Annotated in this window: 21 protein-coding genes; 8 read left to right on the forward strand and 13 right to left on the reverse strand. The window is 70.0% G+C overall.

Annotated features, from left to right (window positions below; genetic code table 11):
- The first annotated feature begins 3 nt into the window (after positions 1 to 3).
- Complete coding sequence (kynU, locus tag Tther_RS10010; protein ID WP_246098996.1) at positions 4 to 1,419, forward strand: kynureninase; 1,416 nt, start codon at positions 4 to 6, stop codon at positions 1,417 to 1,419.
- A gap of 18 nt (positions 1,420 to 1,437) precedes the next feature.
- Positions 1,438 to 2,289, forward strand: a complete 852-nt coding sequence (gene kynA, locus Tther_RS10015; RefSeq protein WP_143903463.1) for a tryptophan 2,3-dioxygenase — start codon at positions 1,438 to 1,440, stop codon at positions 2,287 to 2,289.
- On the opposite strand, the gene Tther_RS10020 is transcribed toward kynA, so the two are convergent.
- The 6 genes from Tther_RS10020 to Tther_RS10045 are packed head-to-tail and all read right to left on the reverse strand — an operon-like array spanning position 2,223 to position 8,572.
- Positions 2,223 to 3,194 (reverse strand): ribose-phosphate diphosphokinase, encoded by a 972-nt coding sequence (locus tag Tther_RS10020; protein ID WP_143903465.1) that lies wholly within the window; start codon positions 3,192 to 3,194, stop codon positions 2,223 to 2,225. The two genes, kynA and Tther_RS10020, sit on opposite strands and share 67 nt — an antisense overlap.
- Positions 3,195 to 3,196: 2 nt before the next feature.
- Complete coding sequence (locus tag Tther_RS10025; RefSeq protein WP_143903467.1) at positions 3,197 to 4,810, reverse strand: thymidine phosphorylase family protein; 1,614 nt, start codon at positions 4,808 to 4,810, stop codon at positions 3,197 to 3,199.
- A gap of 1 nt (position 4,811) precedes the next feature.
- Positions 4,812 to 5,882 (reverse strand): Bug family tripartite tricarboxylate transporter substrate binding protein, encoded by a 1,071-nt coding sequence (locus Tther_RS10030; RefSeq protein WP_143903469.1) that lies wholly within the window; start codon positions 5,880 to 5,882, stop codon positions 4,812 to 4,814.
- Positions 5,883 to 5,912: 30 nt separating this feature from the next.
- Complete coding sequence (locus tag Tther_RS10035) at positions 5,913 to 7,139, reverse strand: FAD-dependent monooxygenase (protein ID WP_143903499.1); 1,227 nt, start codon at positions 7,137 to 7,139, stop codon at positions 5,913 to 5,915.
- Positions 7,139 to 8,155 (reverse strand): S49 family peptidase, encoded by a 1,017-nt coding sequence (locus Tther_RS10040; RefSeq protein WP_143903471.1) that lies wholly within the window; start codon positions 8,153 to 8,155, stop codon positions 7,139 to 7,141. Before Tther_RS10040 ends, Tther_RS10035 begins: the two co-directional genes overlap by 1 nt.
- A gap of 6 nt (positions 8,156 to 8,161) precedes the next feature.
- Positions 8,162 to 8,572, reverse strand: a complete 411-nt coding sequence (locus tag Tther_RS10045; RefSeq protein ID WP_143903473.1) for a Rieske (2Fe-2S) protein — start codon at positions 8,570 to 8,572, stop codon at positions 8,162 to 8,164.
- Between the two features lie 66 nt (positions 8,573 to 8,638).
- Here Tther_RS10045 and Tther_RS10050 point away from each other — a divergent pair, with 66 nt between their 5' ends.
- Together Tther_RS10050 and Tther_RS10055 are read left to right on the forward strand one after the other, a co-directional pair.
- Entirely contained in the window at positions 8,639 to 9,232 is a 594-nt protein-coding gene (locus Tther_RS10050) for a Maf family nucleotide pyrophosphatase (RefSeq protein WP_143903501.1), read from the forward strand.
- Positions 9,229 to 10,017 (forward strand): SAM-dependent methyltransferase, encoded by a 789-nt coding sequence (locus Tther_RS10055; protein WP_143903475.1) that lies wholly within the window; start codon positions 9,229 to 9,231, stop codon positions 10,015 to 10,017. The genes Tther_RS10050 and Tther_RS10055 overlap by 4 nt, the downstream gene beginning before the upstream one ends.
- 17 nt (positions 10,018 to 10,034) lie before the next feature.
- Here Tther_RS10055 and purH read toward each other — a convergent pair whose 3' ends face one another.
- The 3 genes from purH to dusB are packed head-to-tail and all read right to left on the reverse strand — an operon-like array spanning position 10,035 to position 12,914.
- A complete protein-coding gene (purH, locus tag Tther_RS10060; RefSeq protein ID WP_143903477.1) occupies positions 10,035 to 11,621 on the reverse strand; it encodes a bifunctional phosphoribosylaminoimidazolecarboxamide formyltransferase/IMP cyclohydrolase in 1,587 nt (528 codons plus the stop codon).
- Positions 11,622 to 11,661: 40 nt separating this feature from the next.
- The gene (locus Tther_RS10065; protein WP_143903479.1) at positions 11,662 to 11,901 is read right to left on the reverse strand and encodes a helix-turn-helix domain-containing protein; all 240 of its coding nucleotides are present in this window, start codon (positions 11,899 to 11,901) and stop codon (positions 11,662 to 11,664) included.
- Positions 11,898 to 12,914, reverse strand: a complete 1,017-nt coding sequence (gene dusB, locus Tther_RS10070; RefSeq protein WP_143903481.1) for a tRNA dihydrouridine synthase DusB — start codon at positions 12,912 to 12,914, stop codon at positions 11,898 to 11,900. Before dusB ends, Tther_RS10065 begins: the two co-directional genes overlap by 4 nt.
- Positions 12,915 to 13,021: 107 nt before the next feature.
- Here dusB and Tther_RS10075 point away from each other — a divergent pair, with 107 nt between their 5' ends.
- Positions 13,022 to 13,513: a YqaA family protein gene (locus Tther_RS10075; RefSeq protein WP_143903483.1), complete on the forward strand. Its 492-nt coding sequence runs from the start codon at positions 13,022 to 13,024 to the stop codon at positions 13,511 to 13,513.
- A 61-nt stretch (positions 13,514 to 13,574) separates the two neighbouring features.
- Here Tther_RS10075 and Tther_RS10080 read toward each other — a convergent pair whose 3' ends face one another.
- Genes Tther_RS10080 through ettA form a run of 3 tightly spaced genes read right to left on the reverse strand, consistent with a single transcriptional unit; the run spans position 13,575 to position 16,565 of the window.
- On the reverse strand, positions 13,575 to 14,270 hold the full coding sequence (locus tag Tther_RS10080; RefSeq protein WP_143903485.1) for a helix-turn-helix domain-containing protein: 696 nt from the start codon (positions 14,268 to 14,270) through the stop codon (positions 13,575 to 13,577).
- Positions 14,271 to 14,313: 43 nt separating this feature from the next.
- A complete protein-coding gene (locus tag Tther_RS10085; RefSeq protein ID WP_221934020.1) occupies positions 14,314 to 14,904 on the reverse strand; it encodes a DUF1415 domain-containing protein in 591 nt (196 codons plus the stop codon).
- Positions 14,901 to 16,565: an energy-dependent translational throttle protein EttA gene (gene ettA / locus Tther_RS10090; RefSeq protein WP_143903487.1), complete on the reverse strand. Its 1,665-nt coding sequence runs from the start codon at positions 16,563 to 16,565 to the stop codon at positions 14,901 to 14,903. Before ettA ends, Tther_RS10085 begins: the two co-directional genes overlap by 4 nt.
- A 255-nt stretch (positions 16,566 to 16,820) precedes the next feature.
- Between ettA and Tther_RS10095 the strand changes: the two genes are divergently transcribed.
- Together Tther_RS10095 and gloA are read left to right on the forward strand one after the other, a co-directional pair.
- Positions 16,821 to 18,539 (forward strand): DEAD/DEAH box helicase, encoded by a 1,719-nt coding sequence (locus Tther_RS10095; RefSeq protein WP_143903489.1) that lies wholly within the window; start codon positions 16,821 to 16,823, stop codon positions 18,537 to 18,539.
- Positions 18,540 to 18,550: 11 nt separating this feature from the next.
- Positions 18,551 to 18,964, forward strand: a complete 414-nt coding sequence (gloA, locus tag Tther_RS10100; protein WP_143903491.1) for a lactoylglutathione lyase — start codon at positions 18,551 to 18,553, stop codon at positions 18,962 to 18,964.
- A gap of 6 nt (positions 18,965 to 18,970) precedes the next feature.
- On the opposite strand, the gene serS is transcribed toward gloA, so the two are convergent.
- Positions 18,971 to 20,290: a serine--tRNA ligase gene (gene serS / locus Tther_RS10105; protein ID WP_143903493.1), complete on the reverse strand. Its 1,320-nt coding sequence runs from the start codon at positions 20,288 to 20,290 to the stop codon at positions 18,971 to 18,973.
- Between the two features lie 94 nt (positions 20,291 to 20,384).
- Between serS and Tther_RS10110 the strand changes: the two genes are divergently transcribed.
- Positions 20,385 to 21,935, forward strand: coding sequence for a class I SAM-dependent DNA methyltransferase (locus tag Tther_RS10110; protein ID WP_143903495.1), 1,551 nt, complete (start codon positions 20,385 to 20,387; stop codon positions 21,933 to 21,935).
- Positions 21,936 to 22,211 lie beyond the last annotated feature (276 nt).

Genomic DNA, 22,211 nt, shown 5'->3' on the forward strand with positions numbered 1-22,211 from the left:
CCGATCTTGCGGTGCAGCGCGGCGATCGAGGCCGGCGGCTCGGCCTGCTGGATGGTGACCGGGTGTCCGGCCTCCACCCCGAGCTGCGCAAACGCCTCCATCGACAGGCCGATCTCGTCGCAGCGCTGCCCCACCCTGGACGATTGCCGCGCCCTCGACGCGGCCGACCCCCTGCGCCCGCTGCGCGATCAGTTCGACCTGCCCGCCGGTGTGATCTACCTGGACGGCAACTCCCTGGGCCCGCTGCCGCACGCCACCGCCGCGCGCGTGCAGGACGTGGTGCGCGCGGGATGGGGCCAGGGGCTGATCCGCAGCTGGAATGCAGCGGGCTGGTTTACCCTGCCGCAGCGCGTGGGCGATTTGATCGGCCGCCTCATCGGCGCCGGGCCGGGCGAGACGGTCGCCACCGACAGCACCTCGATCAACCTGTTCAAGGTGCTGAGCCTGGCCATGCACCTGCAGCGCCGGCGTGACGCGGGCCGGCGCGTGCTGGTGAGCGAGCGCAGCAACTTCCCCACCGACCTGTACGTGGCCGAGGCGCTGTGCCGCGACCACGGCTGGACGTTGCGGCTGATCGACGGCGACCCGCGCGAGACGTTGCCGGCGGCGCTGGGGCCGGATGTCGGCATGGTGATGCTGACGCATGTGAACTACCGCACCGGGGCCATGCACGACATGGCCGCGGTGACCGCCGCGGCGCACGCAGCCGGCGCCTTGATGGTCTGGGACCTGGCGCACAGCGCGGGTGCGGTGCCGGTGGACCTGAACGGCGCGGACGCAGACTTTGCGGTGGGCTGCGGCTACAAATACCTCAACGGCGGCCCCGGCGCCCCGGCGTTTGCCTGGGTCAACCCGCGCCTGGGTGCGGGCTTCGGCGCCGACGACTGGCCGGCGCTGACGGGCTGGTGGGGCCACGCGGCGCCGTTTGCCTTCACCCCCGATTTCCAGCCCGCGCCGGGCGTGCAGCGCCTGCTGTGCGGCACCCAGCCCATCCTGAGCCTTGCGGCGCTGGAGGTGGGTGTGCGCACCGTGCTCGCGGCCGAGCCGCTGGGTGGCCTGGCGGCGCTGCGGCGCAAGTCGCTGGCGCTGACCGAGCTGTTCATCACCCTGGTCGAGGCGCGCTGCGCCGGACACGGGCTGGCGCTGGTGACGCCGCGCGCGCCCGAGCGGCGCGGCTCGCAGGTGTGCCTGACGCGCGCCGAGGGCGGCTACGCCATCGTGCAGGCGCTGATCGCGCGCGGGGTGATCGGGGATTTTCGCGCCGGTGACGCGCACCAGCCCGACATCCTGCGCTTTGGCTTTGCCCCCCTGTACGTCGGCTTCGAGGACGTCTGGCACGCGGTCGACCACTTGTACCAGGTGCTGCAGACCGGCGCATGGCGCGACCCAGCGTTGCAGCGCCCCCAGGCCGTGACCTGATGCACGCAGGAGCCACCGATGACGCACCACGACCCGAGGCCGGAAGCCATCGTGCACGCCGAACACGCGCGGCTCGACTACCACGACGCGATGACCTATGGCGACTACCTGCAGCTCGATGCGATCCTCAACGCGCAAAAGCCGCTGTCGCCCGATCACAACGAGATGCTCTTCATCATCCAGCACCAGACCAGCGAGCTGTGGATGAAGCTGATGCTGCACGAGCTGGCCGCGGCCAAGGTGGCGCTCGCCGAGGACCGGCTGCCCGAAGCGTTCAAGATGCTGGCGCGCGTGAGCCGCATCATGGAGCAACTCGTGCACGCCTGGGATGTGCTGGCGACGATGACGCCGCCGGAATACAGCGCGATTCGGCCGTATTTGGCGCAGTCCAGCGGCTTTCAAAGCTACCAGTACCGTTGCATCGAATTTACGCTGGGCAACAAAAACGCCGCCATGCTGCGCCCGCACGCACACCGCCCGGACCTGCTGGCGCGAGTGCGTGCCGCGTTCGAGGCGCCATCGCTGTACGACGAATCGCTGCGGCTGTTGGCGCGGCGCGGCCTGCCGGTGCCGGCCAGCCACCTCGAGCGCGACTGGACCCAGCCCTACCAGGCCAGTGACGCCGTGGAAGCCGCCTGGCTGCAGGTGTACCGCGACCCGCAGCGCCACTGGGACCTGTACCAGCTGGGCGAGGAGCTGACCGATCTGGAAGATGCCTTTCGGCTCTGGCGTTTTCGCCACCTGACGACGGTGGAGCGCGTCATCGGCTACAAACGCGGCACCGGGGGCACCAGCGGCGTGGGCTATTTGCGCAAGATGCTCGACGTGGTGCTGTTCCCCGAGATCTGGAAGCTGCGCACCGACCTCTGAAGCGCCGGGGCCAGCAGCGGCGCCAGCGGCACCGCGTTGCTGGCGTGCGGCACGCTGTCGGTGCTCCAGACCTCGCCCACGCCGGCAGCCTGCAGGGCGACCAGTGCGTCCCCGACGAACAGCGCGTGCGTGACCGCGACATCCACCGACGCAGCCCCTGCCGAGCGCAGGGCCGCCGCGGCCTGGGCCACGGTGCGGCCGGTGCTGGCCATGTCGTCCAGGATGACGACCGCGCGGCCGCGCACGTCCAGCGGCGGCAACGCCACCTGCACCTCGCGGTCGCCATGGCGGACCTTGCGGCACACAGCGGCCTGCAAACCCGTCGCAGCCGCCGCCTGCTGCACCCACTGGGCGGATTCCTCGTCGGGGCCCAGCAGCAAGGCGCCAGGGCGGCGCTGCACCACCCATGCCCCCAGCACCGGCGCGGCGCTCAGAGCCTGCGCATCCGCCAATGGCACGGCGTCGGCCAACGCCGCCACCCGGTGCAGGTGCGGATCGACGGTGATGAGGCCGTCGAACGCTGCGGCCAACCAGCGGCCGATGTGGCGCTGGCTGACCACCTCGCCCGGGGAAAAGGCCATGTCCTGCCGCATGTAGGCCAGGTACGGCGCCACCAGCCACAGGCGCTGCGCGCCCAGCTCGCGCGCGGCCGGCGCGGCCAACAGCAGTTCCACCAGCTTTTCGTTGGGCTGGTGCAGGCTGCGGTAGAACGCCACCACCGTCGGCAAGGTGGCCGGCAGGCGCAAGCGCCATTCGCCGTCGGGAAAGCGGTGGCGCTCGACCACCGCCAACTGCCAGGGCTCGCCCCCCGTCGGGTCTTGGCCGGGCGCCTCGGCGGCCTGCAGTGCGGTCAGCAAGCGCTGCGCCGCGGGGCGTTCGTCGTCAAAACACAGCAGCGCAGGCACGGTCAAAACTCCACGAACATCTGCGGTACCTCGTGCGGCTCACCGATGGTGTAGCCGCTGGCGTGCGCGCTGGCTTCGCGCGCGAACTCGAGATCGGCCGGGTATTCGGCGTAGACGTGGTAGAGCACCTCGCCAGCGCGCACCGGCTCGCCGAGCTTGCGCATCAGGTCCACCCCTGCACCAGCCACCTTGGGCGCGCCGGCCAGGCGCGCAATGCGGGCGATGCGCTGGTTGTCGATGCCGGTGACCACGCCGTCGCGCGCGGCGGTGACCTCGAAGCGGTGGCGCGCCAGCGGCGGCCGCTCGGGGTCGAAGGGGCGCGCGCCCTGCGCTTCGATCAGGGCCTGCATTTTGGCCAGTGCCCGGCCCGAATCCAGAATGTCGCGCGCAATGCCATAGCCATCGCCACCGCGGATGTCCGGGTCGCACTCCAGCAAGCGGCCCGCCAGCCGCAGCGCCTTTTGGCGCAGGTCGATGGGGGCATGCGGGTGGTTGTGCAGCACGCGCATCACATCGCGCGCCTCCAGCACCGGGCCTATACCCTGCCCGATCGGTTGCCGACCGTCGGTGATGACGACGTCGATCGACAGGCCCAGGCGCCGCGCCACGTATTCGAACAGGCGGCGCAGGCGCTGCGCGTCGGGCACGCTGCGCACCTTGGCGGTGGGGCCAACGGGGATGTCGAGCACCAGGTGGTTGGAGCCGGCGGCAACTTTCTTGCTCAGAATCGAGGCCACCATCTGCGCCGGCGAATCCAGCGACAGCGGGCGCTCCACCGCGATGAGCACATCGTCGGCCGGCGAGAGCTGCGCCGTGCCCCCCCACGCCAGGCAGGCGCGGTGGGCGCGCACGATCTCCTGCAGGCGCTCGATGGGCAACTCGACCTCCGCCAGCACCTCCATGGTGTCGGCGGTGCCGGCCGGCGACGTGATGGCGCGCGAGGAGGTTTTGGGACACACCAGCCCATGCGCGGCGACGATGGGCACCACCAGCATCGAGGTGCGGTTGCCGGGAATGCCGCCAATGCAGTGCTTGTCCACCACCAACCGCTCGCGCCAATCCAGCCGCTGGCCGGCGGCGATCATGCCTTCGGTGAGGAAATACACCTCCTCGCGGTCGAGCTCGCTGGCGTGCGTGGCGACGACGAAGGCGGAGAGCTCGATCTTGGAGTAGCGGTGCTCGGCGATGTCGCGCGCGATGGCGTAAAACTCCTCGCGCGTCAGGCGCTCGCCACCGATCTTGCGGTGCAGCGCGGCGATCGAGGCCGGCGGCTCGGCCTGCTGGATGGTGACCGGGTGTCCGGCCTCCACCCCGAGCTGCGCAAACGCCTCCATCGACAGGCCGATCTCGTCGCAGCGCACGATGCGTGGATCGAGCGTGACGTTGAGCGTGGCCAACACCCTGCGACCGTTGGCGCGCACCTCAACCTTGGCGAGCGCCTGAAAGCCCTCGGCCCGGTAGAGCTCGCAATCGCGATGCAAGTAGGCGACGTTTTCGCGGTAGGTGTCGATGGCCACGCGCCGCAACTTGAGCTGCGTGCGCCCGTCGTCGCTCGGCGGCACCGGCGGGCATGGCGAGAGTTTGAGCGCGGCCGTGGTATCGGTGGGGGTGGTCATGTCAGGGTGTCCGTATCGGAAGGCGTTGGATCACCGGGCGCAACCGGTCGACCTCCGCGGCGATGCGGCGTGCCAGCACCTGCGGGGTCGATGCGGCCGCCTGCCAACCCAGCGCCGCCAGCCGCTGCTGCAGCGACGGCGCGCGCACGACGCTGCGCAGCGCGCGCGCGAGCACCCCGGCATGCTCGGGCGCCAAGGCCAGTGGCGCCGCCAGGGCGTACCAATGTTCGAAGGCAAACTCGGACACGCCCCGCTCGGCCAGCGTGGGCACGCCCGGCATCAGGGCGCTGCGCTGTGGCGAAGTCAGCGCCACCACCGGCAGCCGCGCCGCGCGCCATTGCGCCACGGCCAGCGACGGGGGCAGCAGCGCCAATTGCACATCCCCCTGCAGCAACGCGTTGATGACCTGGGGATTGCCCGGGTACGACACGTGCAGGGCCTGCCAGCCCGCCGCCGCTTTGAGGGCCTCCATGCCCAGATGAAAGGGCGTCCCGACCCCGGGGCTGCCGTACTGCCACGCCACACCAGCACGCCGAATCGCCTGCAGCGCCGCGTTGCCGCGCACCTCGAGCTGGGGCGCAACGCACAGCGCCAGCGGCGCAATCGCCACCAGCGCCACCGGGCGCAGGTCGGTCAGGGGATCGTAGGCCAGCGCCGGGTGCAGCAGGCGCGCCACCGTCAGGTGCACCCCGGGCATCAGGCCGACGGTGTGGTCATCATCGGCGTGCGCCACGGCAGCGGCTGCGGCCAGCCCCGCGGCCCCGGGCCGGTTGTCCACCTCCACCGGCTGCCCCAGCAACGCCGCCAGGGGCCCCGCCAGCGCCCGGGCCATGTCGTCGGCCGAGGCCCCCTGCGGATGCCCCACGACCAGGCGCAGCGGCCGCACCGGCCACGCGGGTGCGCTGCCCGACGCCGAAGGCTGTGTCGTCGCCTTCGGCGCTGCCCACCCCGGCGGCAACGCCGCCGCGGTCAACCAGGCCCCGCCACGCAGCAACAGGCGGCGCCGGGCCGACGACGCAGCGTCGGGCGCGGCGGCGGGCAGGGTCCTGCGGGCGGCGGGTGGGACGTTCATGCGATGACACCGTGCAGCCAACCGCCGGCGTCAGTGCCGTGCGGCGACCAGGGGATCCGGGGGGCCATCATAGAGCCATGGCTGGTCGAGCACACGCGCGCCCAGCAGCGCCATGGCCGCGTCACGGCCCCAGCGCACCAGCCCGCTGGCGTGAAAGACCGTGCCGTTGCGGCGCGACACCGCCTGCACGCGCGCATTGCGCGCCCAGCGCCCCTGGGCCCAGCGCGCCAGGCACGCGCGCCAGTCCGGCGCCGCGTCGGCCGCCAGCAGCCGGCCCAGGGCCCAGGCATCCTCCAGCGCCATGGCCGCGCCTTGCGCCAGGTACGGCCGGGTCGGGTGCGCCGCATCCCCCAGCAGGGCGACGCGGCCACGCGCATGCTCGTGCGCACCGCGCATCGGCGCGCGCACGTGCAGCGGCCACAGCCGCCAGCGCAACACGGCGTGCAGCACCGCTTCGAGGTCCGCATGCACCGCGCCCAAGGCCGCGCGCAGGTTCACCGCGTGGGCCTCGTGGTCCCAGCTTTCGGTATCGGCCGGTGGCAGCGGCCCTTCGACCACCACCACCACGTTGAGCCACTGCCCAGCGCGCACCGGGTAGTGCACCCCGTGCAGCCCGGGGCCGAGCCACGCCACCACCTCGGGCGCGCGCAGGGCCGGCGGCAGATCGGCCATGCGCACCAGGCCGCGGTAGGCCAGGTGGCCGCTGAAGCGCGGCCGTCCGTCGCCCAACTCGCGCTCGCGGATGCGGCTCCACACCCCGTCGGCCGCCAGCAGCACATCGGCATCCCAGCGCCGCCCAGTGGCCGTGGTCACCGCCACGCCATCCGGCCCGCTGGTGTGATCGACCACGGCCTCGCCCGTGTGCAGGGCCACGCCGGTCGTGTCCTGCACCGCCGCCAGCAGCAGGCCATGCAGGTCGGCCCGGTGCACGGTGGCATAGGGCTGGCCGTAGCGCTGGCGTGCCGCCTCCCCCAAGGGCAGTTGGCCCAGCTCGGCGCCCGAGGACACGGCGCGCACGCGCAGCCGCTGCGGATAGGCCGCCACCGCCTGCAGCGCATCGCGCAAGCCCCAGGCGTGCAACACCCGCACCGCGTTGGGGCCGAGCTGGATGCCGGCCCCCACCTCGGAAAACTCGGGCGCGCGCTCCAGCAGGGTCACCTCCGCATACGGTCGCGCACGCGCGCACGCCAGCGCGGCGCCCAGCCCCGCCATCCCCCCGCCCACGATGAGGATGCGGTCCCGCTGCACCGGCGTCATCATCGCCACACGGGCCATGCACTGCGCGTCAGGCGCCACGCCGTCTCGGCAGCACCGCTGCCAAAACGCCGCGCCAGCCGCTCGGCCACCGTCTCACGCTGGGTGTAGTCGACGATGTCTTCGGCCTTGACCACCTCGCGCGCGACGTAGTCCAGGCTGCCAAAGTCATCGGCCAGCCCCATCTCCACCGCCCGCTGGCCCGTCCACGCCAGGCCACTGAACGTCTCAGGCGTCTCCTGCAGGCGCTCACCGCGCCCCTTGCGCACCACCTCGATGAACTGGCGGTGAATCTCGTCGAGCATCTGCTGCGCGTATGCGCGGTGGCGCGCCGTCTGCGGGCTGAACGGGTCCAAAAAGCCCTTGTTCTCACCCGCCGTCAGCAAACGCCGCTCGATGCCGAGCCGCTCCATCAGGCCGGTGAATCCAAAGCCGTCCATGAGCACACCGATGCTGCCCACCAGGCTGGCCTTGTCCACGTAGATGCGGTCGGCCGCCGACGCGATGTAGTAGGCCGCCGAGGCGCAGGTTTCCTCCACCACCGCGTACACGGGCTTGCCATGCAGGGTTTTGAGGCGCCAGATCTCGTCGTTGACGATGCCCGCCTGCACCGGGCTGCCGCCTGGCGAATCGAACAGCAGCACCACCGCCTGCGCCCCGGGGTCTTCGAACGCCGAGCGCAGCGCCGCCACGATGTTGGCGGCGTTGGCCTCGTTGTCGGGCCCGATTTCGCCGCGCACCTCGATGAGCGCGGTGTGCGGGGATTGGCTGGGTTTGGGCGGCGCGACGTCGCGGTAGAGCACCCACGCCACGACCAGCACCAGCGACAGCCACACCAGCCGCCACAGGTTGCGCCAGCGGCGCGCGGCGCGCTGCTCCTGCAGCGCAGCGAGCGCCAGTTTTTCCAGCACGGCGCGCTCCCAGCCGGGCGCGGCAGCCTCACCAGCGGTGGGAGGAGCCGCAGGGGCTGTCGCTGCCGGGGGCGCCGGCGGTGGCGTCGGGGTGTCGTCAGGCGTCATGGGCATTCAAAAAACCACGGGTTGCAGGTCGTATTGTGACTGCCAAAAGACCACCCCGTCGTGCTCGCGCACCGCAATGGCCACCAGCGGCCCGCGCCCCGGGCCACCGACACAGCGCCCGGTGTGCGGTTCGAACAAGGCGCCGTGCGCGCCGCACACCAGGAAATGCCCGGTCACATCGAAAAAGCGATTCGGCATCCAGTCCATCTCCATCGCCACATGGCTGCAGCGGTTGAGGTAGGCGTGCACCTGCCCCCGGTAGCGGATGGCAAACGCGCGGCAGGTCTGCCCGCGGTAGCGCACGTCAAAGGGCACGGCCTCGCCCCCGTCCACCAACTCGCGCCCGTGGCACAACGGGTGCCACGGGGCGTCGGGCGGCGCCGGCGCGCCCGCTTCACCGCTTGCCTGTGTGTTCATGCCAGCCTCCACATCGTGCCCGCGCAAGGATAGCGCGCGCGGCCCGACAATACCGGCATGGACACCATGCCCCCAGCCCCCCCGCGGCCGCTCATCCTCGGCTCCACATCCGCCTACCGGCGCGAGCTGTTGGCGCGGCTGCGCCTGCCCTTTGACACCGCCGCGCCCGACGTGGATGAAACCCCCCTGCCCGGCGAGGCACCCGCCGACCTGGCGCGCCGGCTGGCGCGCGCCAAAGCGCAGGCCGTCGCGCGACGGCATCCGCAGGCCATCGTGATTGGCAGCGACCAGGTCGCGGACTTGGACGGCGCTGGGCTGGGCAAGCCCGGCTCGCACGCGCGCGCCGTGGCCCAGTTGCGCGCCATGCGCGGGCGCACGGTGCGCTTCCACACGGCGCTGGCGGTGGTCTGCGCCGCCACGGGCTACGCGGCCGAGGACGTGGCCGTGGTGGAGGTGCGGTTTCGGGACCTCAGCGACGCGGAAATCGAGCGCTACTTGCAGGCCGAGCGCCCCTACGACTGCGCCGGCAGCGCCAAGAGCGAGGGCTTGGGCATCGCGCTGCTGGAGGCCATCGTCAGCGACGACCCGACCGCGCTGGTGGGCCTGCCGCTGATTCGCACCGCGCGGCTGCTGCGCGCCGCGGGGGTGACGCTGCCATGAGCGCGCCCGCTGCGGATGTGGCCACACCCGGCACGCTCTACCTCGTGCCCACGCCACTGGACTTTGGGTGCGAGCCACAGCCCGATGTGCGCCTGGCACTGCCGCAGGCCACGCTGGCGGTGGCGGCGCGCCTGACGCACTGGATCACCGAGAACGCCAAGAGCACGCGCGCGTTCCTCAAACGCGTGCAGGCGGTGCAGCCACTGGCCGCGCCACTGCCGCAACAGACGATCACCGAGTTGCCGCGCGCGTGGCACAAGCACGGCGACGCCCATGCCGAAGCCGAGGCGCAGGCGCGGCAGTGGTTGACCCCGGCGCGCCACGGGCACGACATCGGCCTGGTCAGCGAGGCCGGCATGCCCGCCATCGCCGACCCGGGCGCGGCGGTGGTGCGCGCGGCGCACGCGCTGGGCCTGCGCGTGGTGCCGTTGACGGGCCCGGTGTCGCTGATGCTGGCGCTGGCCGCCAGTGGCTGCCACGGACAGCGCTTCGCCTTCGTCGGCTACCTGCCGCAAGATGCCGCGGCGCGCCTGGTGCGCCTGCGCGAGCTGGAGGCCACGGCGCGCCGGCTCGATCAGGCGCAGCTCTTCATCGAAACGCCGTACCGCAACCGCGCGCTGCTGCAGGCCGCGCTGCAGGCCCTCAAGCCCGACACGCGGCTGGCCGTGGCCTGCGGGCTGGGCCTGCCGACCCAGGCCGTGCACAGCGCGCGGGTGGCCGACTGGCGGCGCCAGCCCCCCACACTGCCGTTGGACCTACCGGCGGTGTTCGTGCTGGGCCACTGAAGGCCGCGCCCAGGCGGTCAGTGGCGGAAGTGCCGCACCCCGGTGAAGACCATCGCCACGCCGCGCTCGTCGGCGGCATCGATGACCTCCTGGTCGCGCACCGACCCACCGGGCTGGATGACGCAGGTCGCCCCCGCATCCACCACCACGTCCAGCCCGTCACGGAACGGGAAGAACGCGTCGCTGGCCACCGCCGTGCCCTGCAGGCTCAGGCCCGCCGCCTGGGCCTTGATGCTGGCGATGCGCGCCGAATCCAGCCGGCTCATCTGACCCGCGCCCACGCCCATGGTCATGCCGTCCTTGCAAAACACGATGGCGTTGCTCTTGACGTACTGCGCCACGGCCCAGGCAAACATCAGGTCCTGCAGCTCCTGCGCGGTGGGCTGGCGGCGCGTGACCACGCGCAGCTCGCTTGCCTGCAGCACGTGGTGATCGGCCGTTTGCACCAGCACCCCCCCGCCAACGCGCTGCCAGTGCAGCCGGTTGCGCGTGGCCGCCACGTCGGCCGGCAGTGCGATGCGCAGCAGGCGCACGTTGGCCTTGGGCTTGAACACCGCCAGCGCCTCGGGGGTGAAGTCCGGCGCGATCAGCACCTCGACGAATTGCTGCGCCACCGCCTGCGCGGTCTGGCCGTCGAGCGGGCGGTTGAACGCGATGATGCCGCCGAACGCGCTCGTCGGGTCGGTCTGGAAGGCCTTGCGGTAGGCCTCCAGGGGTGATTCGGCAATCGCCACCCCGCACGGGTTGGCGTGCTTGATGATCACGCACGCCGGCGCCGCAAAGCCTTTGACACACTCCCAGGCCGCGTCCGCATCGGCGATGTTGTTGTACGAGAGTTCCTTACCCTGGAGCTGCTGGGCGGTCACCAGCGAGCCGTCCGGCGCGTCCGGCTCGCGGTAGAACGCCGCTTGCTGGTGCGGGTTTTCGCCGTAGCGCAGGTCCTGCACCTTGGTCCAGCAGGCGTTGAACTGGCCCGCAAAGGGCAGGCGCGCCGGTGCCGCGTCGGCCGCCGGCACCCCCGCCGACAGGTCCAGCGCCGACAGGTACTGGCTGATCGCCGCATCGTATTGTGCGATGCGGTTGAACGCGGCGATCGCCAGCCGCAGCCGGGTTTCATCGCTGACGCGGCCCGCGTCCCGCAGCTCGGCCAGCACCACCGGGTACTGGGACGGATCGGTCAGCACCGCGACATCGCGCCAGTTTTTGGCGGCCGAGCGCACCATCGCCGGTCCCCCAATGTCGATGTTTTCGATCGCCTCGGCCAGCGTGCACCCGGCGCGCGCCACGGTGGCCTCGAACGGGTACAGGTTGACCACCAGCAGATCGATGGGCGCGATGCCATGCGCGGCCAGCGCCGCCATGTGCGCGGGCACGTCACGCCGCGCCAGCAGCCCCCCGTGGATGTTGGGGTGCAGCGTCTTGACGCGGCCATCGAGCATCTCGGGAAAGCCGGTCACCTCCGCCACCTCGGTCACGGGCAGGCCATCGTCGGCCAGCAGCCGGGCCGTGCCGCCGGTGGAAATCAGCGTCACGCCCAGCGCGTGCAGCGCGCGCGCCAGCTCCAGCGCGCCAGTCTTGTCGGATACGGAGATCAGGGCTCTCATCGTGGGGTCCTCGGGGATGGGTCAAACGTACGGTGGCGGCTCAGCCGTCGAGCAGGCCATGTTCCAGCAGCTTTTTGCGCAGGGTGTTGCGGTTGAGGCCCAGCCACTGCGCCGCGCGTGACTGGTTGCCGCGCGCGCGCGCCATGACGACTTCGAGCAACGGCTTTTCGACCGCGCGCACCAGCATGTCGTGCAGGTTGGCGGGTTCGGTGTCACCCAGATCGGCAAAGTAGGCCTCGAGGTTGGCCCGCACGCAATCGGGCAAGGTGGGTGGGTTCATGCGGCCAGGGGCAGAGCACAGTCATCGAAAAACGCCTGCACCGCGCGCAGCTGCGCGGCACAGGTCTCGGCTTCGACCACAGCGTCGCGCAGGCGCTGCTGCGCCGCGGGCGGCCCGCCCAGCGCGCGCAAATACCACAGCAGGTGCTTGCGGGCGCTGCGCACGCCGGTGTATTCGCCATACAGCGCGTAGTGGTCGTGCAAGTGGTCCAGCAGCCAGCCGCGCAGCTCCTCGTGCGTGGGCGGCGGCGCCGGCTGGCCGGTGGCCAGGTGGTGCGCGATTTCGCGAAACAGCCACGGGCGGCCCTGCGCCGCGCGGCCGATCATGACCGCATCGACCCCGGTGGTGCGCAACACACGCTCGGCCGCCTGGGGGCTGTCGATGTCACCATTGGCCACGACCGGGATGCGCACGCTGGCCTTGATGGCCGCCACCGTCTCGTGCTCGGCCTGGCCGCGGTAGCCCTGCTCGCGCGTGCGGCCGTGCACCACCAGCAGGCGCACGCCGGCACTTTCGGCCACGCGGGCCAGCCGCGGTGCGTTGCGGGCCTGGGCGCACCAGCCGGTACGCATCTTGAGCGTCACGGGCACGCCGTGCGGCTCACAGGCGGCCACCACCGCCTCGATGATGGCGGCCGCCAACGGCTCATCCTGCATCAGCGCCGAGCCAGCCCAGCGGTTGCACACTTTTTTGGCCGGGCAGCCCATGTTGATGTCGATGATCTGCGCCCCACGGTCGATGTTGTAGCGCGCCGCCTCGGCCATCATGGCGGGGTCGGTGCCGGCGATCTGCACCGCGATCGGGCCCGGTTCACCCTCGTGGTTGGCGCGCCGCGCGGTCTTGAGGCTGTCGCGCAACTCGGGGCGGGAGGTGATCATCTCGCTGACCGCGTAGCCGGCGCCCAGCCGCTTGCACAAGCGGCGAAAGGGCCGATCGGTCACGCCCGCCATGGGCGCAACGAACAGCCGATTGGGCAGCACATAGGGGCCGATCGCGGGGCCGGCGGCGCTCATGGGGGGTTGGGGTTGGACGGCAGATGCTGAAAAATGAGGCAACATTGTAGCGCCGCGCGCGGTCATCCCCCTCCCCCTATACTGCGGGCCACCCCAACCCGCTGCCCATGGACGCCTGGTTGTTGTCGCTGCTGCACATCCTCAGCCTGCCCGAGGTGGGCCTGACCACGGTATTCGTGGTCGCCTTCGTGTCGGCCACGCTGCTGCCCATGGGGTCCGAGCCGGCGGTGTTCGCGCTCGTCAAGCTCCAGCCGGAGCTGTTCTGGCCGACCGTGCTGGTGGCCACCGTGGGCAACACCCTGGGCGGCGCCGTCAGCTGGGCCATGGGCTACGGCGCGCACGCCGCCATCGACCGCGCGCGCGGCTCGCCCACCCACTTGCGCGCCCTGGACTGGCTGCAGCGCTTTGGCCCCAAAGCCTGTTTGCTCAGTTGGCTGCCGGCGGTCGGCGACCCGCTGTGCGCGGTGGCCGGCTGGCTGAAATTTCCGTTTTGGCCCTGCGTAGCCTACATGGCCGTGGGCAAACTGCTGCGCTACGTGGTGATGACCGCGGCGCTGCTGTGGCTGGTGCCGGGGGACTGGTCACGCTTTGCCGGTTGAGGCGGCACGCACCCTGCGCACGGCCAGCGCACAGCCGGCACGTGGCCGGCCCTGCCACCGCTTAGCCCGAGGCGTCCGGTGCGGCGTGCTCCGCCGGCTCGGCCGCGGCCAACCGCTCACCCAGGGCCTGCTCGATCAGTGGCGGCAACGCGCGCACCAGATCGGGCTTGTGCACCACCGTGACATCCTGCAGCGCATGGGCGTAGTCGCGCCGCGCCTGTTCGTCGAGGGAGGTTAGCACGATCAGGCCGCAGCCACCGATGAGCTCCTGCCGCCGCAGGCCCATGACCATGGAGGCGCCATCGATGCCCGGCAGCAGGATATCGACGATCAGCAGATCCGGCTGCAGCTGGCCAAACGACACCAGCCCCGAGATGCCGTCGCTGGCGACGTGCAGCTCCACCTGCGGAAAGCGCTGGCGCACCAGCAGCTGCACCAAATGCTGGAAGTGCGACGAATCCTCGATGAGCAGGATGCGCGGGGGCCGACCGCCACGCACGGTGCCACGCCGCGGGCGCGCGGCACGCGCCGCCGCGGGCGGCGCCAAGCCAGCGCGGCTGCGCGCCAGCCAGCGCTGCAGCGACGAGGCCGTGATGCGCCGGTGCCCGCCCGGCGTCTTCCACGCCTGCAGGTCACCGCGATCGACCATCAGCTGCACCGAGCGCACCGCCATGCCCAGCATGCGCGCGACTTCCAGCGTCGTGTAGTACGACTCGCTATCCAGCGGCAGCAGACCTTCGTTGTCCAGAGATTTCATTCCCGCCATTTTGACGCGAAATGATCACGAATGCGCTTTTTTCTCAATCCGCATCGGCAAGCAGCCGCTGCCAGCCCTGTGGCCCGAGGCGGCGCAAGGTCTCGAGGTTGCGCTGCACGATCGTCTCGGCCGAGTCGCCCGCAGCCACCGCGCGCGCGACACTGTCCTCGCGCAGCAGGTGCAGCGTCGCGTAGGGTGCGCGGTTGGTGGCGTTGGTGATGTCGCTCGCCTGCGTGCCCTCGAACACAAAGTCGGGATGAAACGGCGCCACCTGGATGACGCCCTCGAGCCCGTGCTCCTCGACCACGCGGTCCACGACATCCAAAAAATCGTTGAAGACAAAGAAATCCGGAAACAGCGTCGGATGCACGAGCAGCGTCGTGTCCAGCACCTCGGGCGGGGTGTCGCGCAACCGCAGCAGCTCGGCGTCCAGGTCGTCCAAAAACGCATCCAGGTGCCGCGCCTGGCTGACCGCGATGCGCACCTGGTTTTTGACCCAGACCGCCTTGGCAAACGGGCACAGGTTGAGCCCGATGACGGCGCGCTCGACCCAGCGGCGCATGGCCGCCTCGACCGCCGCCACGTCCGGGGCACCGGCCCCGGGGGCGGGCGTGGGCAGGGTGTCGGCGCTCATGTCAGCGACTTGAAGCGCACGCGCTTGGGCCGCGCACCCTCTTCGCCCAGACGGCGCACCTTGTCGGCTTCGTACTCGGTGAAGTTGCCGTCGAAGAAGTACCACTGGCTGTCGCCCTCGTACGCCAGGATGTGGGTGCAGATGCGGTCCAGGAACCAGCGGTCGTGGCTGATGACCAGGGCCGAGCCGGCAAATTCGAGCAGCGCTTCTTCCAGCGCACGCAGCGTCTCGACGTCGAGGTCGTTGGAGGGTTCGTCCAGCAGCAGCACGTTGCCGCCCTTGGCCAGCGTCTTGGCCAGGTGCAGCCGGCCGCGCTCGCCGCCGGAGAGGTCGGCCACGCGCTTTTGCTGGTCGTTGCCCTTGAAGTTGAAGCGCCCGAGGTAGGCGCGGCTGGGCATGACGAATTTGCCCACGACGATGTTGTCCAGTCCGCCCGAGACGTCCTCCCACACCGTCTTGTTGCCGTCGAGGCTGTCGCGGCTTTGGTCCACGAAGGCCAGCTTGGCGGTCTGGCCGATGATGATCTCGCCGCTGTCGGGCTTTTCCACGCCCTGGATCATGCGAAACAGCGTGGACTTGCCGGCGCCGTTGGGGCCGATGATGCCGACGATGGCCCCCGCCGGGACGCTAAACGACAGGTTGTCGATCAACAGCCGATCGCCAAACGATTTGCTGACGTTTTTGAACTCGATGACCTGCGAGCCCAGGCGCTCGGCCACGGGGATGAAGATCTCGTTGGTCTCGTTGCGCTTTTGGTATTCGTAGTCGCTGAGCTCCTCGAAGCGCTGCAGGCGCGCCTTGCTCTTGGCCTGGCGCCCCTTGGCGTTGGCGCGCACCCACTTGAGCTCCTCCTTCATGGCTTTGCGACGCGCGTCCTCGGCCTTTTGCTCCTGCTCCAAGCGGCGCTCTTTTTGCTCCAGCCACTGCGAGTAGTTGCCCTTGTAGGGGATGCCCATGCCGCGGTCGAGCTCCAAAATCCACTCGGCCGCGTTGTCCAGGAAGTAGCGGTCGTGGGTGATGGCCACCACCGTGCCGGGGAAGCGCTGCAGGTACTGCTCGAGCCAGTGCACGCTCTCGGCGTCCAGGTGGTTGGTGGGCTCGTCCAGCAGCAGCATGTCGGGCTTGGACAGCAGCAGCCGGCACAGCGCCACGCGGCGCTTCTCTCCCCCCGAGAGGTGCTTGATCACCGCATCCCACGGCGGCAGGTTCAGCGCGTCGGCCGCCAGTTCGAGCTGCAAGTCGGTGTTTTCGCTGCCGGCGGCGGCGATGATCGCCTCCAACTCGGCCTGCTCGGCGGCCAGGGCGTCGAAGTCGGCGTCGGGCTCGGCATACGCGGCGTAGACCTCCTCCAGCCGCTTTTTGGCCGCCAGCGCACCGCCGATGCCCTCCTCCACCGTCTCCCGCACGGTCTTGTCGGGGTCGAGCTGCGGCTCCTGCGGCAGGTAACCGATCTTGATGCCCGGCATCGGCACCGCTTCACCTTCGAAGTCCTTGTCCACGCCGGCCATGATCTTGAGCAGCGTTGACTTGCCCGCACCGTTGAGCCCCAGCACGCCGATCTTGGCGCCGGGGAAGAAGCTCAGCGAAATGTCCTTCAAGATCTGCCGCTTGGGCGGCACGGTCTTGGAGACGCGGTTCATCGTGAATACGTATTGGGCCATCGCAGGCTACCCTCGAAAAAACAACGGATCGTGAAAAAAATGTCCCGGGAACGCAGCCCGGGTTCGGGCCAATTATCCCAGTTATGCGACAATCGGTGCAGCGCATGGGCCGACAGTCGCGTTCCGGCGCAGCTTCTTCAGACCCCATCTGCCCCCGACTGAGCCGCCTGGGGCGCGCTGCACCGCGGTGCAGCCCGTCAACCCAACGGCAAGGGCCGATGCCGCGCGCCCCGGCATGGGCGCCCGATTTTCCACATGACATTCGAAGAACTTCAACTGCTGCCGGCCATCGTCGAGGCCGTGCGCGAGCAGGGCTACGAGACGCCCACCCCCATCCAGGCCGAGGCCATCCCCGCCGTGCTGGCCGGACACGACCTGCTGGCTGGCGCCCAAACCGGCACCGGCAAAACCGCCGCCTTCACGCTGCCCATGCTGCATCTGCTGGCCACGCGCGGCGAGACCCCCAAGCGCGGCCAACGACGGCCCATCCGCGCGCTGGTGCTCACCCCCACCCGCGAGCTCGCCGCCCAGGTCGAGGCGTCCGTCAAAGCCTACGGCAAGCACCTCAAGCTCAAGTCGGCGGTGGTGTTTGGCGGCGTCGGCCTCAACCCCCAGATCGAAAAACTGGCCAAGGGTGCTGACATCCTGGTGGCCACGCCCGGGCGGCTGCTCGACCTGGCCGATCAGGGGCATCTGGACCTCTCCACGGTGGAGATCCTGGTGCTCGACGAAGCCGACCGCATGCTCGACATGGGCTTCATCCACGACGTGCGCAAGGTGCTGGCGCTGCTGCCGCGCAACAAGCAAAGCCTGCTGTTTTCCGCCACCTTCAGCGACGAGATCAAGACGCTGGCGGCCAGCCTGCTGCGCGACCCCAAGCACATCCAGGTCACGCCGCCCAACACCACGGTGCAGCGCATCCGCCAGACCATCTACCCCGTGGGCCGCAACAAGAAGATGGCCTTGCTCAAACACCTGCTGGATGGCAACGGCTGGACGCAGGTGCTGGTGTTTACGCGCACCAAGTTCGGGGCCAACCAGGTGGCGCAGTTCCTCAACGACCACGGCATCACCGCCATGGCGCTGCACGGCAACAAGAGCCAGACTGCGCGCACGCAAGCGCTGGAGGGCTTCAAGAGCGGCCAGCTGCGGGTGCTGGTGGCCACCGACATCGCGGCGCGCGGCATCGACATCGAAGAGCTGCCGCACGTGGTCAACTACGACATCCCCAACGTCCCGGAAGACTATGTGCACCGCATCGGCCGCACCGGCCGCGCCGGCGCCGAGGGCGAGGCGTTGAGCTTCGTCAGCCTGGATGAAGAGGGCTGGATGATGGCCATCGAGCGCTTCACGGGACAGCAGATCCCGGTGCAGGTGCTGCCCGACTTCATGCCCGAGCCGGACGAGAAGGCCGAGCCGATCGCCATGGGCCGCCAGGTGCTGTGGGGTGGCGCGGGCAAGCCGCCCAGCCGCGAGGTGATGGCTGCGGCCGCCAAGGCGGCGCGGCGCGAAATGATGGAGCGCATGCGCGCCCGCAAGGGCCCGGGCGCCGCCCGCCCCGCGGCTGCCCAGGCGGCCGTGGCGGACGACGATGGTGACGAGGCCCCAGCCGACGCCGCAGCCGGGGCCGACGCCGATGCCCCGCTAGAGGCACGCACCCGCATCGACACCGAGGGGAGGCGCAGCCGCAACCGGCGCCGCCGCAACAAAAACAAAGCCGCCGGCACCGACGCGGCCGGCCAGCCGCGTCCGCCGCGCGAGGGCGCGGGCCGTGACAACCGGGCTGGACAGCCGTCGGGGGCGCGCAAGGCGCAGGCCCCGGCCCCGGCACGCCAGCCGGACCCGCTGCGCACCGGCATCGACGCGCTCAACGACCGTGGCCGGCGCAACCGCAACAAAAACCGCGGCGGCTCTGGCAAGGGCGGCGGCGGGGGCATTGACCCACTGCGCACCAGTTTTGGCCGTATTCAGTGACACTACCGAGTATGCGTATCCTCCACACCATGCTGCGGGTGGGCAACCTGCAGCGCTCCATCGACTTCTACACCCAGGTGCTGGGCATGCAGTTGCTGCGCACCTCCGACAACCCCGAGTACAAGTACTCGCTGGCGTTCCTGGGCTACGACGGCGGCAACCCTGGCCAGGCCGAAATCGAGCTGACCTACAACTGGGGCGTCGAGCAATACGAGCTGGGCACCGCCTACGGCCACATCGCCATCGGCGTGCCCGACGTGTACGCGGCGTGCGAACGCATTCGCGCGGCCGGCGGCACCATCACGCGCGAGCCGGGGCCGGTCAAAGGCGGCACCACGGTGATCGCTTTCGTCACCGACCCGGACGGCTACAAGATCGAGCTGATCCAGCGCGACTTCGACGCCGCCGGCGCGGGGCTGCGCTGACGGCTGTTACAGCCGCTCAGCCCCGCCGAGGTAGGGCCGCAGCGCCTCGGGCACGGTGATCGTGCCGTCGGCGTTCTGGTAGTTTTCCAGCACCGCCACCAGGGCGCGCCCGACGGCCAGCCCAGAGCCGTTGAGCGTGTGCACCAACTCGGGTTTGCCCTGGGCGTTACGAAAGCGCGCCTGCAGCCGGCGGGCCTGAAAATCCCCGCAGTTGCTCACCGAGCTGATTTCGCGGTAGGTCCCCTGCGCCGGCAGCCACACCTCCAGGTCGTGCGTGCGCGCGGCGCCAAAGCCCATGTCGCCGGTGCACAGCAACACCACGCGGTACGGCAGCCCCAGGCGCTGCAAAATCGCTTCGGCGTGGCCGGTCATCTCCTCCAGCGCGGCGTGGCTGTGCTGAGGGTGCACGATCTGCACCATCTCCACTTTGTCGAACTGGTGCTGGCGGATCAGCCCACGGGTATCACGGCCCGCCGCCCCGGCCTCGGATCGGAAGCACGGCGTGTGCGCCGTCAGCTTGATGGGCAGCTCGGCTTCCGCCAGGATGGTATCGCGCACCAAGTTGGTCAGCGTCACCTCGCTGGTGGGGATGAGGTACATCGCCGCTTCGTCCCCCTCGGCGCCACCCTTCTTGGCAGCGAACAGGTCGGCCTCGAACTTGGGCAGCTGGCCGGTGCCGCGCAGCGTCTCGGCGTTGACGATGTAGGGGGTATAGCACTCGGTGTAGCCGTGCTCGCCGGTTTGCACGTCCAGCATGAACTGCGCCAGCGCCCGGTGCAACCGGGCAATCGGCCCACGCAGCACGGCAAAGCGCGCGCCACTGAGCTTGGCCGCGGTCTCGAAGTCCAGCCCCAGCCGCTCCCCCAGCGCCACGTGGTCGCGCGGCTCGAACGGCAACGGCAGCGGGTCGCCGCCCAGGCCGCCCGCGGGGCTCCAGCGGCGCAGCTCCACGTTGCCGCTCTCGTCGGGCCCCACCGGCACCTCCGGCTGCGGCAGGTTGGGCACGGCCAGCAGCAGCGCCTGCAGCTCGGCCTGGATCTGCTCCAGGCGCGCGGCCGAGGCTTCCAGCGCGCATTTGATCTGCCCCACCTCGGCCATCACGGCTTCGGCCTCGGCGTGTTGGCCTTTGCCTTTGAGCGCGCCAATTTGCTTGGACAGGCTGTTGCGGCGCGCCTGCAACTCCTCGGTGCGCACCTGCAAGGCCTTGCGCTCGTTTTCGAGCGCGGTAAAGGCGGCCACGTCCAGGAAGGGTTGGGGGTTCTTGCGGGTCTCAAGCCGCGCGACGACGGCGTCGAGGTCGCGGCGCAGGGTGGCGATATCGAGCATGGTGGCGCAATTGTAGGCGGGGCCTTGGGCCGTGAGCGGGGCGCGCGGTATGCACAATGGGCCCTGTTCACCAACCCACGATGAGGGAGCCAGCATGCCACGCACCAGCCGCCATGCAAACCCAGCTGCCGCCGTGCTCGGTTTCGAGGCCGAGCTGTTCAAAGCCGCCGACAAGCTGCGCGGCAATATGGAACCTTCCGACTACAAGCACGTCGTCCTGGGCCTGATCTTCCTGAAATACATCTCGGACGCCTTCGAGGCCAAGCACCGGGCGCTTTTGGCCCAAGACCCAGCGGCCGCGGAAGACCGCGACGAATACCTGGCCGAGAACGTCTTCTGGGTGCCGAAGGAGGCGCGCTGGTCGCATCTGCAAGCCCATGCCAAGCGGCCGGAAATCGGCCTGTTGATCGATGAGGCCATGCGCGCCATCGAGAAAGACAACGAGTCCTTGAAGGGCGTGCTGCCCAAGGACTACGCCCGCCCCGCGCTCAACAAGGTGATGCTGGGCGAGCTCATCGACCTGATCTCCGGCATTGCGCTGGGCGAGGCGGGCGACCTATCGCGCGACATCCTCGGGCGCGTGTACGAGTACTTCCTCGGCCAGTTCGCGGGCGCGGAGGGCAAGCGCGGCGGCGAGTTCTACACGCCCCGGTCGGTCGTGCGCGTGCTGGTGGAGATGCTCGAACCCTACCGCGGCCGCGTCTATGACCCCTGCTGCGGATCGGGCGGGATGTTCGTGCAGTCGGAAAAGTTCGTGCAGGAGCACGGCGGGCGCATCGGCGACATTGCGATTTACGGGCAGGAGAGCAACTACACCACCTGGCGGCTGTGCAAGATGAACCTCGCGGTGCGCGGCATCGACGCCGACATCCGCTGGAACAACGAGGGCAGCTTTCACAAGGACGAACTGCGCGACCTCAAGGCCGATTACATCCTCGCCAACCCGCCGTTCAACATTTCCGACTGGGGCGGCGAGCGCCTGCGCGAGGATGTGCGCTGGACTTTCGGTGTGCCGCCCGTGGGCAATGCCAACTTCGCCTGGCTGCAACACATCCATCACCACCTTGCCCCCAACGGCACCGCAGGCGTGGTGCTGGCCAACGGCTCCATGTCCTCGCAGCAGTCGGGCGAAGGCGAGATTCGCAAGTCCATGATCGAGGCCGACGTGGTGGACTGCATGGTAGCGCTGCCCGGGCAGCTCTTCTACTCCACGCAGATCCCCGCCTGCCTGTGGTTCCTGGCGCGCAACAAGAACCCGGGCAAGGGCTGGCGCGACCGGCGCGGGCAGGTGCTGTTCATCGACGCGCGCCAGATGGGCGTGCTGGTGGACCGCACCCGGCGCGAACTCACCGACGAGGAAATCCAACGCATCGCCGACACCTACCACGCCTGGCGTGGTGAGCCGGGCGCGGGGGAATACGCCGACATCCCCGGCTTCTGCAAATCGGCCACGCTCGATGAAATCCGCCAGCACAGCCACGTGCTGACGCCTGGGCGCTATGTGGGCGCGGCGCAGCAGGAGGACAGCGGCGAGCCGTTTGCGGAGAAGATGGCCCGGCTTGCCGCCCAATGGCGGCAGCAGCGCGAGGAGGCGGCGCGGCTGGATGCGGCGATCGAGGCGAATTTGCGGGAGTTGGGGTTTTGAACGGAGCGTTGAACATGCGCCTGCGCTGAGGCTATGAGCAACGTAGCGTTTAGCATGGGAGCCGACGAGCGATGGGCCAAATCACTTCCGAGCAACTCCTACCGATGATTGCCGCCGGGGAAACCCTCGCGGTCGAATTCAAGGGCGAAGATTGTGCAACCTCTTTTCTGTAAATTTCCGGTTGGGTGGTCATGACAACCGGGTTACAGGTTGAAGTTGAGATAGACCTTGCCGGTCAGCCACTCGTCGTCGAGTTCGGCGAGCATTGCGGAAACC

The sequence above is a fragment of the Tepidimonas thermarum genome (genome assembly GCF_007556705.1).
GTDB lineage: Bacteria > Pseudomonadota > Gammaproteobacteria > Burkholderiales > Burkholderiaceae_C > Tepidimonas > Tepidimonas thermarum.

What these genes read in the sequence shown, in the direction of transcription:
- kynA (WP_143903463.1), top strand. Translation starts at nt 1,438, where the DNA reads ATGACGCACCACGACCCGAGGCCGGAAGCCATCGTGCACGCCGAACAC.
- Tther_RS10025 (WP_143903467.1), bottom strand. Translation starts at nt 4,810, where the DNA reads ATGACCACCCCCACCGATACCACGGCCGCGCTCAAACTCTCGCCATGC.
- Tther_RS10030 (WP_143903469.1), bottom strand. Translation starts at nt 5,882, where the DNA reads ATGAACGTCCCACCCGCCGCCCGCAGGACCCTGCCCGCCGCCGCGCCC.
- Tther_RS10035 (WP_143903499.1), bottom strand. Translation starts at nt 7,139, where the DNA reads ATGACGCCGGTGCAGCGGGACCGCATCCTCATCGTGGGCGGGGGGATG.
- Tther_RS10040 (WP_143903471.1), bottom strand. Translation starts at nt 8,155, where the DNA reads ATGACGCCTGACGACACCCCGACGCCACCGCCGGCGCCCCCGGCAGCG.
- Tther_RS10045 (WP_143903473.1), bottom strand. Translation starts at nt 8,572, where the DNA reads ATGAACACACAGGCAAGCGGTGAAGCGGGCGCGCCGGCGCCGCCCGAC.
- Tther_RS10050 (WP_143903501.1), top strand. Translation starts at nt 8,639, where the DNA reads ATGCCCCCAGCCCCCCCGCGGCCGCTCATCCTCGGCTCCACATCCGCC.
- Tther_RS10055 (WP_143903475.1), top strand. Translation starts at nt 9,229, where the DNA reads ATGAGCGCGCCCGCTGCGGATGTGGCCACACCCGGCACGCTCTACCTC.
- purH (WP_143903477.1), bottom strand. Translation starts at nt 11,621, where the DNA reads ATGAGAGCCCTGATCTCCGTATCCGACAAGACTGGCGCGCTGGAGCTG.
- Tther_RS10065 (WP_143903479.1), bottom strand. Translation starts at nt 11,901, where the DNA reads ATGAACCCACCCACCTTGCCCGATTGCGTGCGGGCCAACCTCGAGGCC.
- dusB (WP_143903481.1), bottom strand. Translation starts at nt 12,914, where the DNA reads ATGAGCGCCGCCGGCCCCGCGATCGGCCCCTATGTGCTGCCCAATCGG.
- Tther_RS10075 (WP_143903483.1), top strand. Translation starts at nt 13,022, where the DNA reads ATGGACGCCTGGTTGTTGTCGCTGCTGCACATCCTCAGCCTGCCCGAG.
- Tther_RS10080 (WP_143903485.1), bottom strand. Translation starts at nt 14,270, where the DNA reads ATGAAATCTCTGGACAACGAAGGTCTGCTGCCGCTGGATAGCGAGTCG.
- Tther_RS10085 (WP_221934020.1), bottom strand. Translation starts at nt 14,904, where the DNA reads ATGAGCGCCGACACCCTGCCCACGCCCGCCCCCGGGGCCGGTGCCCCG.
- ettA (WP_143903487.1), bottom strand. Translation starts at nt 16,565, where the DNA reads ATGGCCCAATACGTATTCACGATGAACCGCGTCTCCAAGACCGTGCCG.
- Tther_RS10095 (WP_143903489.1), top strand. Translation starts at nt 16,821, where the DNA reads ATGACATTCGAAGAACTTCAACTGCTGCCGGCCATCGTCGAGGCCGTG.
- gloA (WP_143903491.1), top strand. Translation starts at nt 18,551, where the DNA reads ATGCGTATCCTCCACACCATGCTGCGGGTGGGCAACCTGCAGCGCTCC.
- serS (WP_143903493.1), bottom strand. Translation starts at nt 20,290, where the DNA reads ATGCTCGATATCGCCACCCTGCGCCGCGACCTCGACGCCGTCGTCGCG.
- Tther_RS10110 (WP_143903495.1), top strand. Translation starts at nt 20,385, where the DNA reads ATGCCACGCACCAGCCGCCATGCAAACCCAGCTGCCGCCGTGCTCGGT.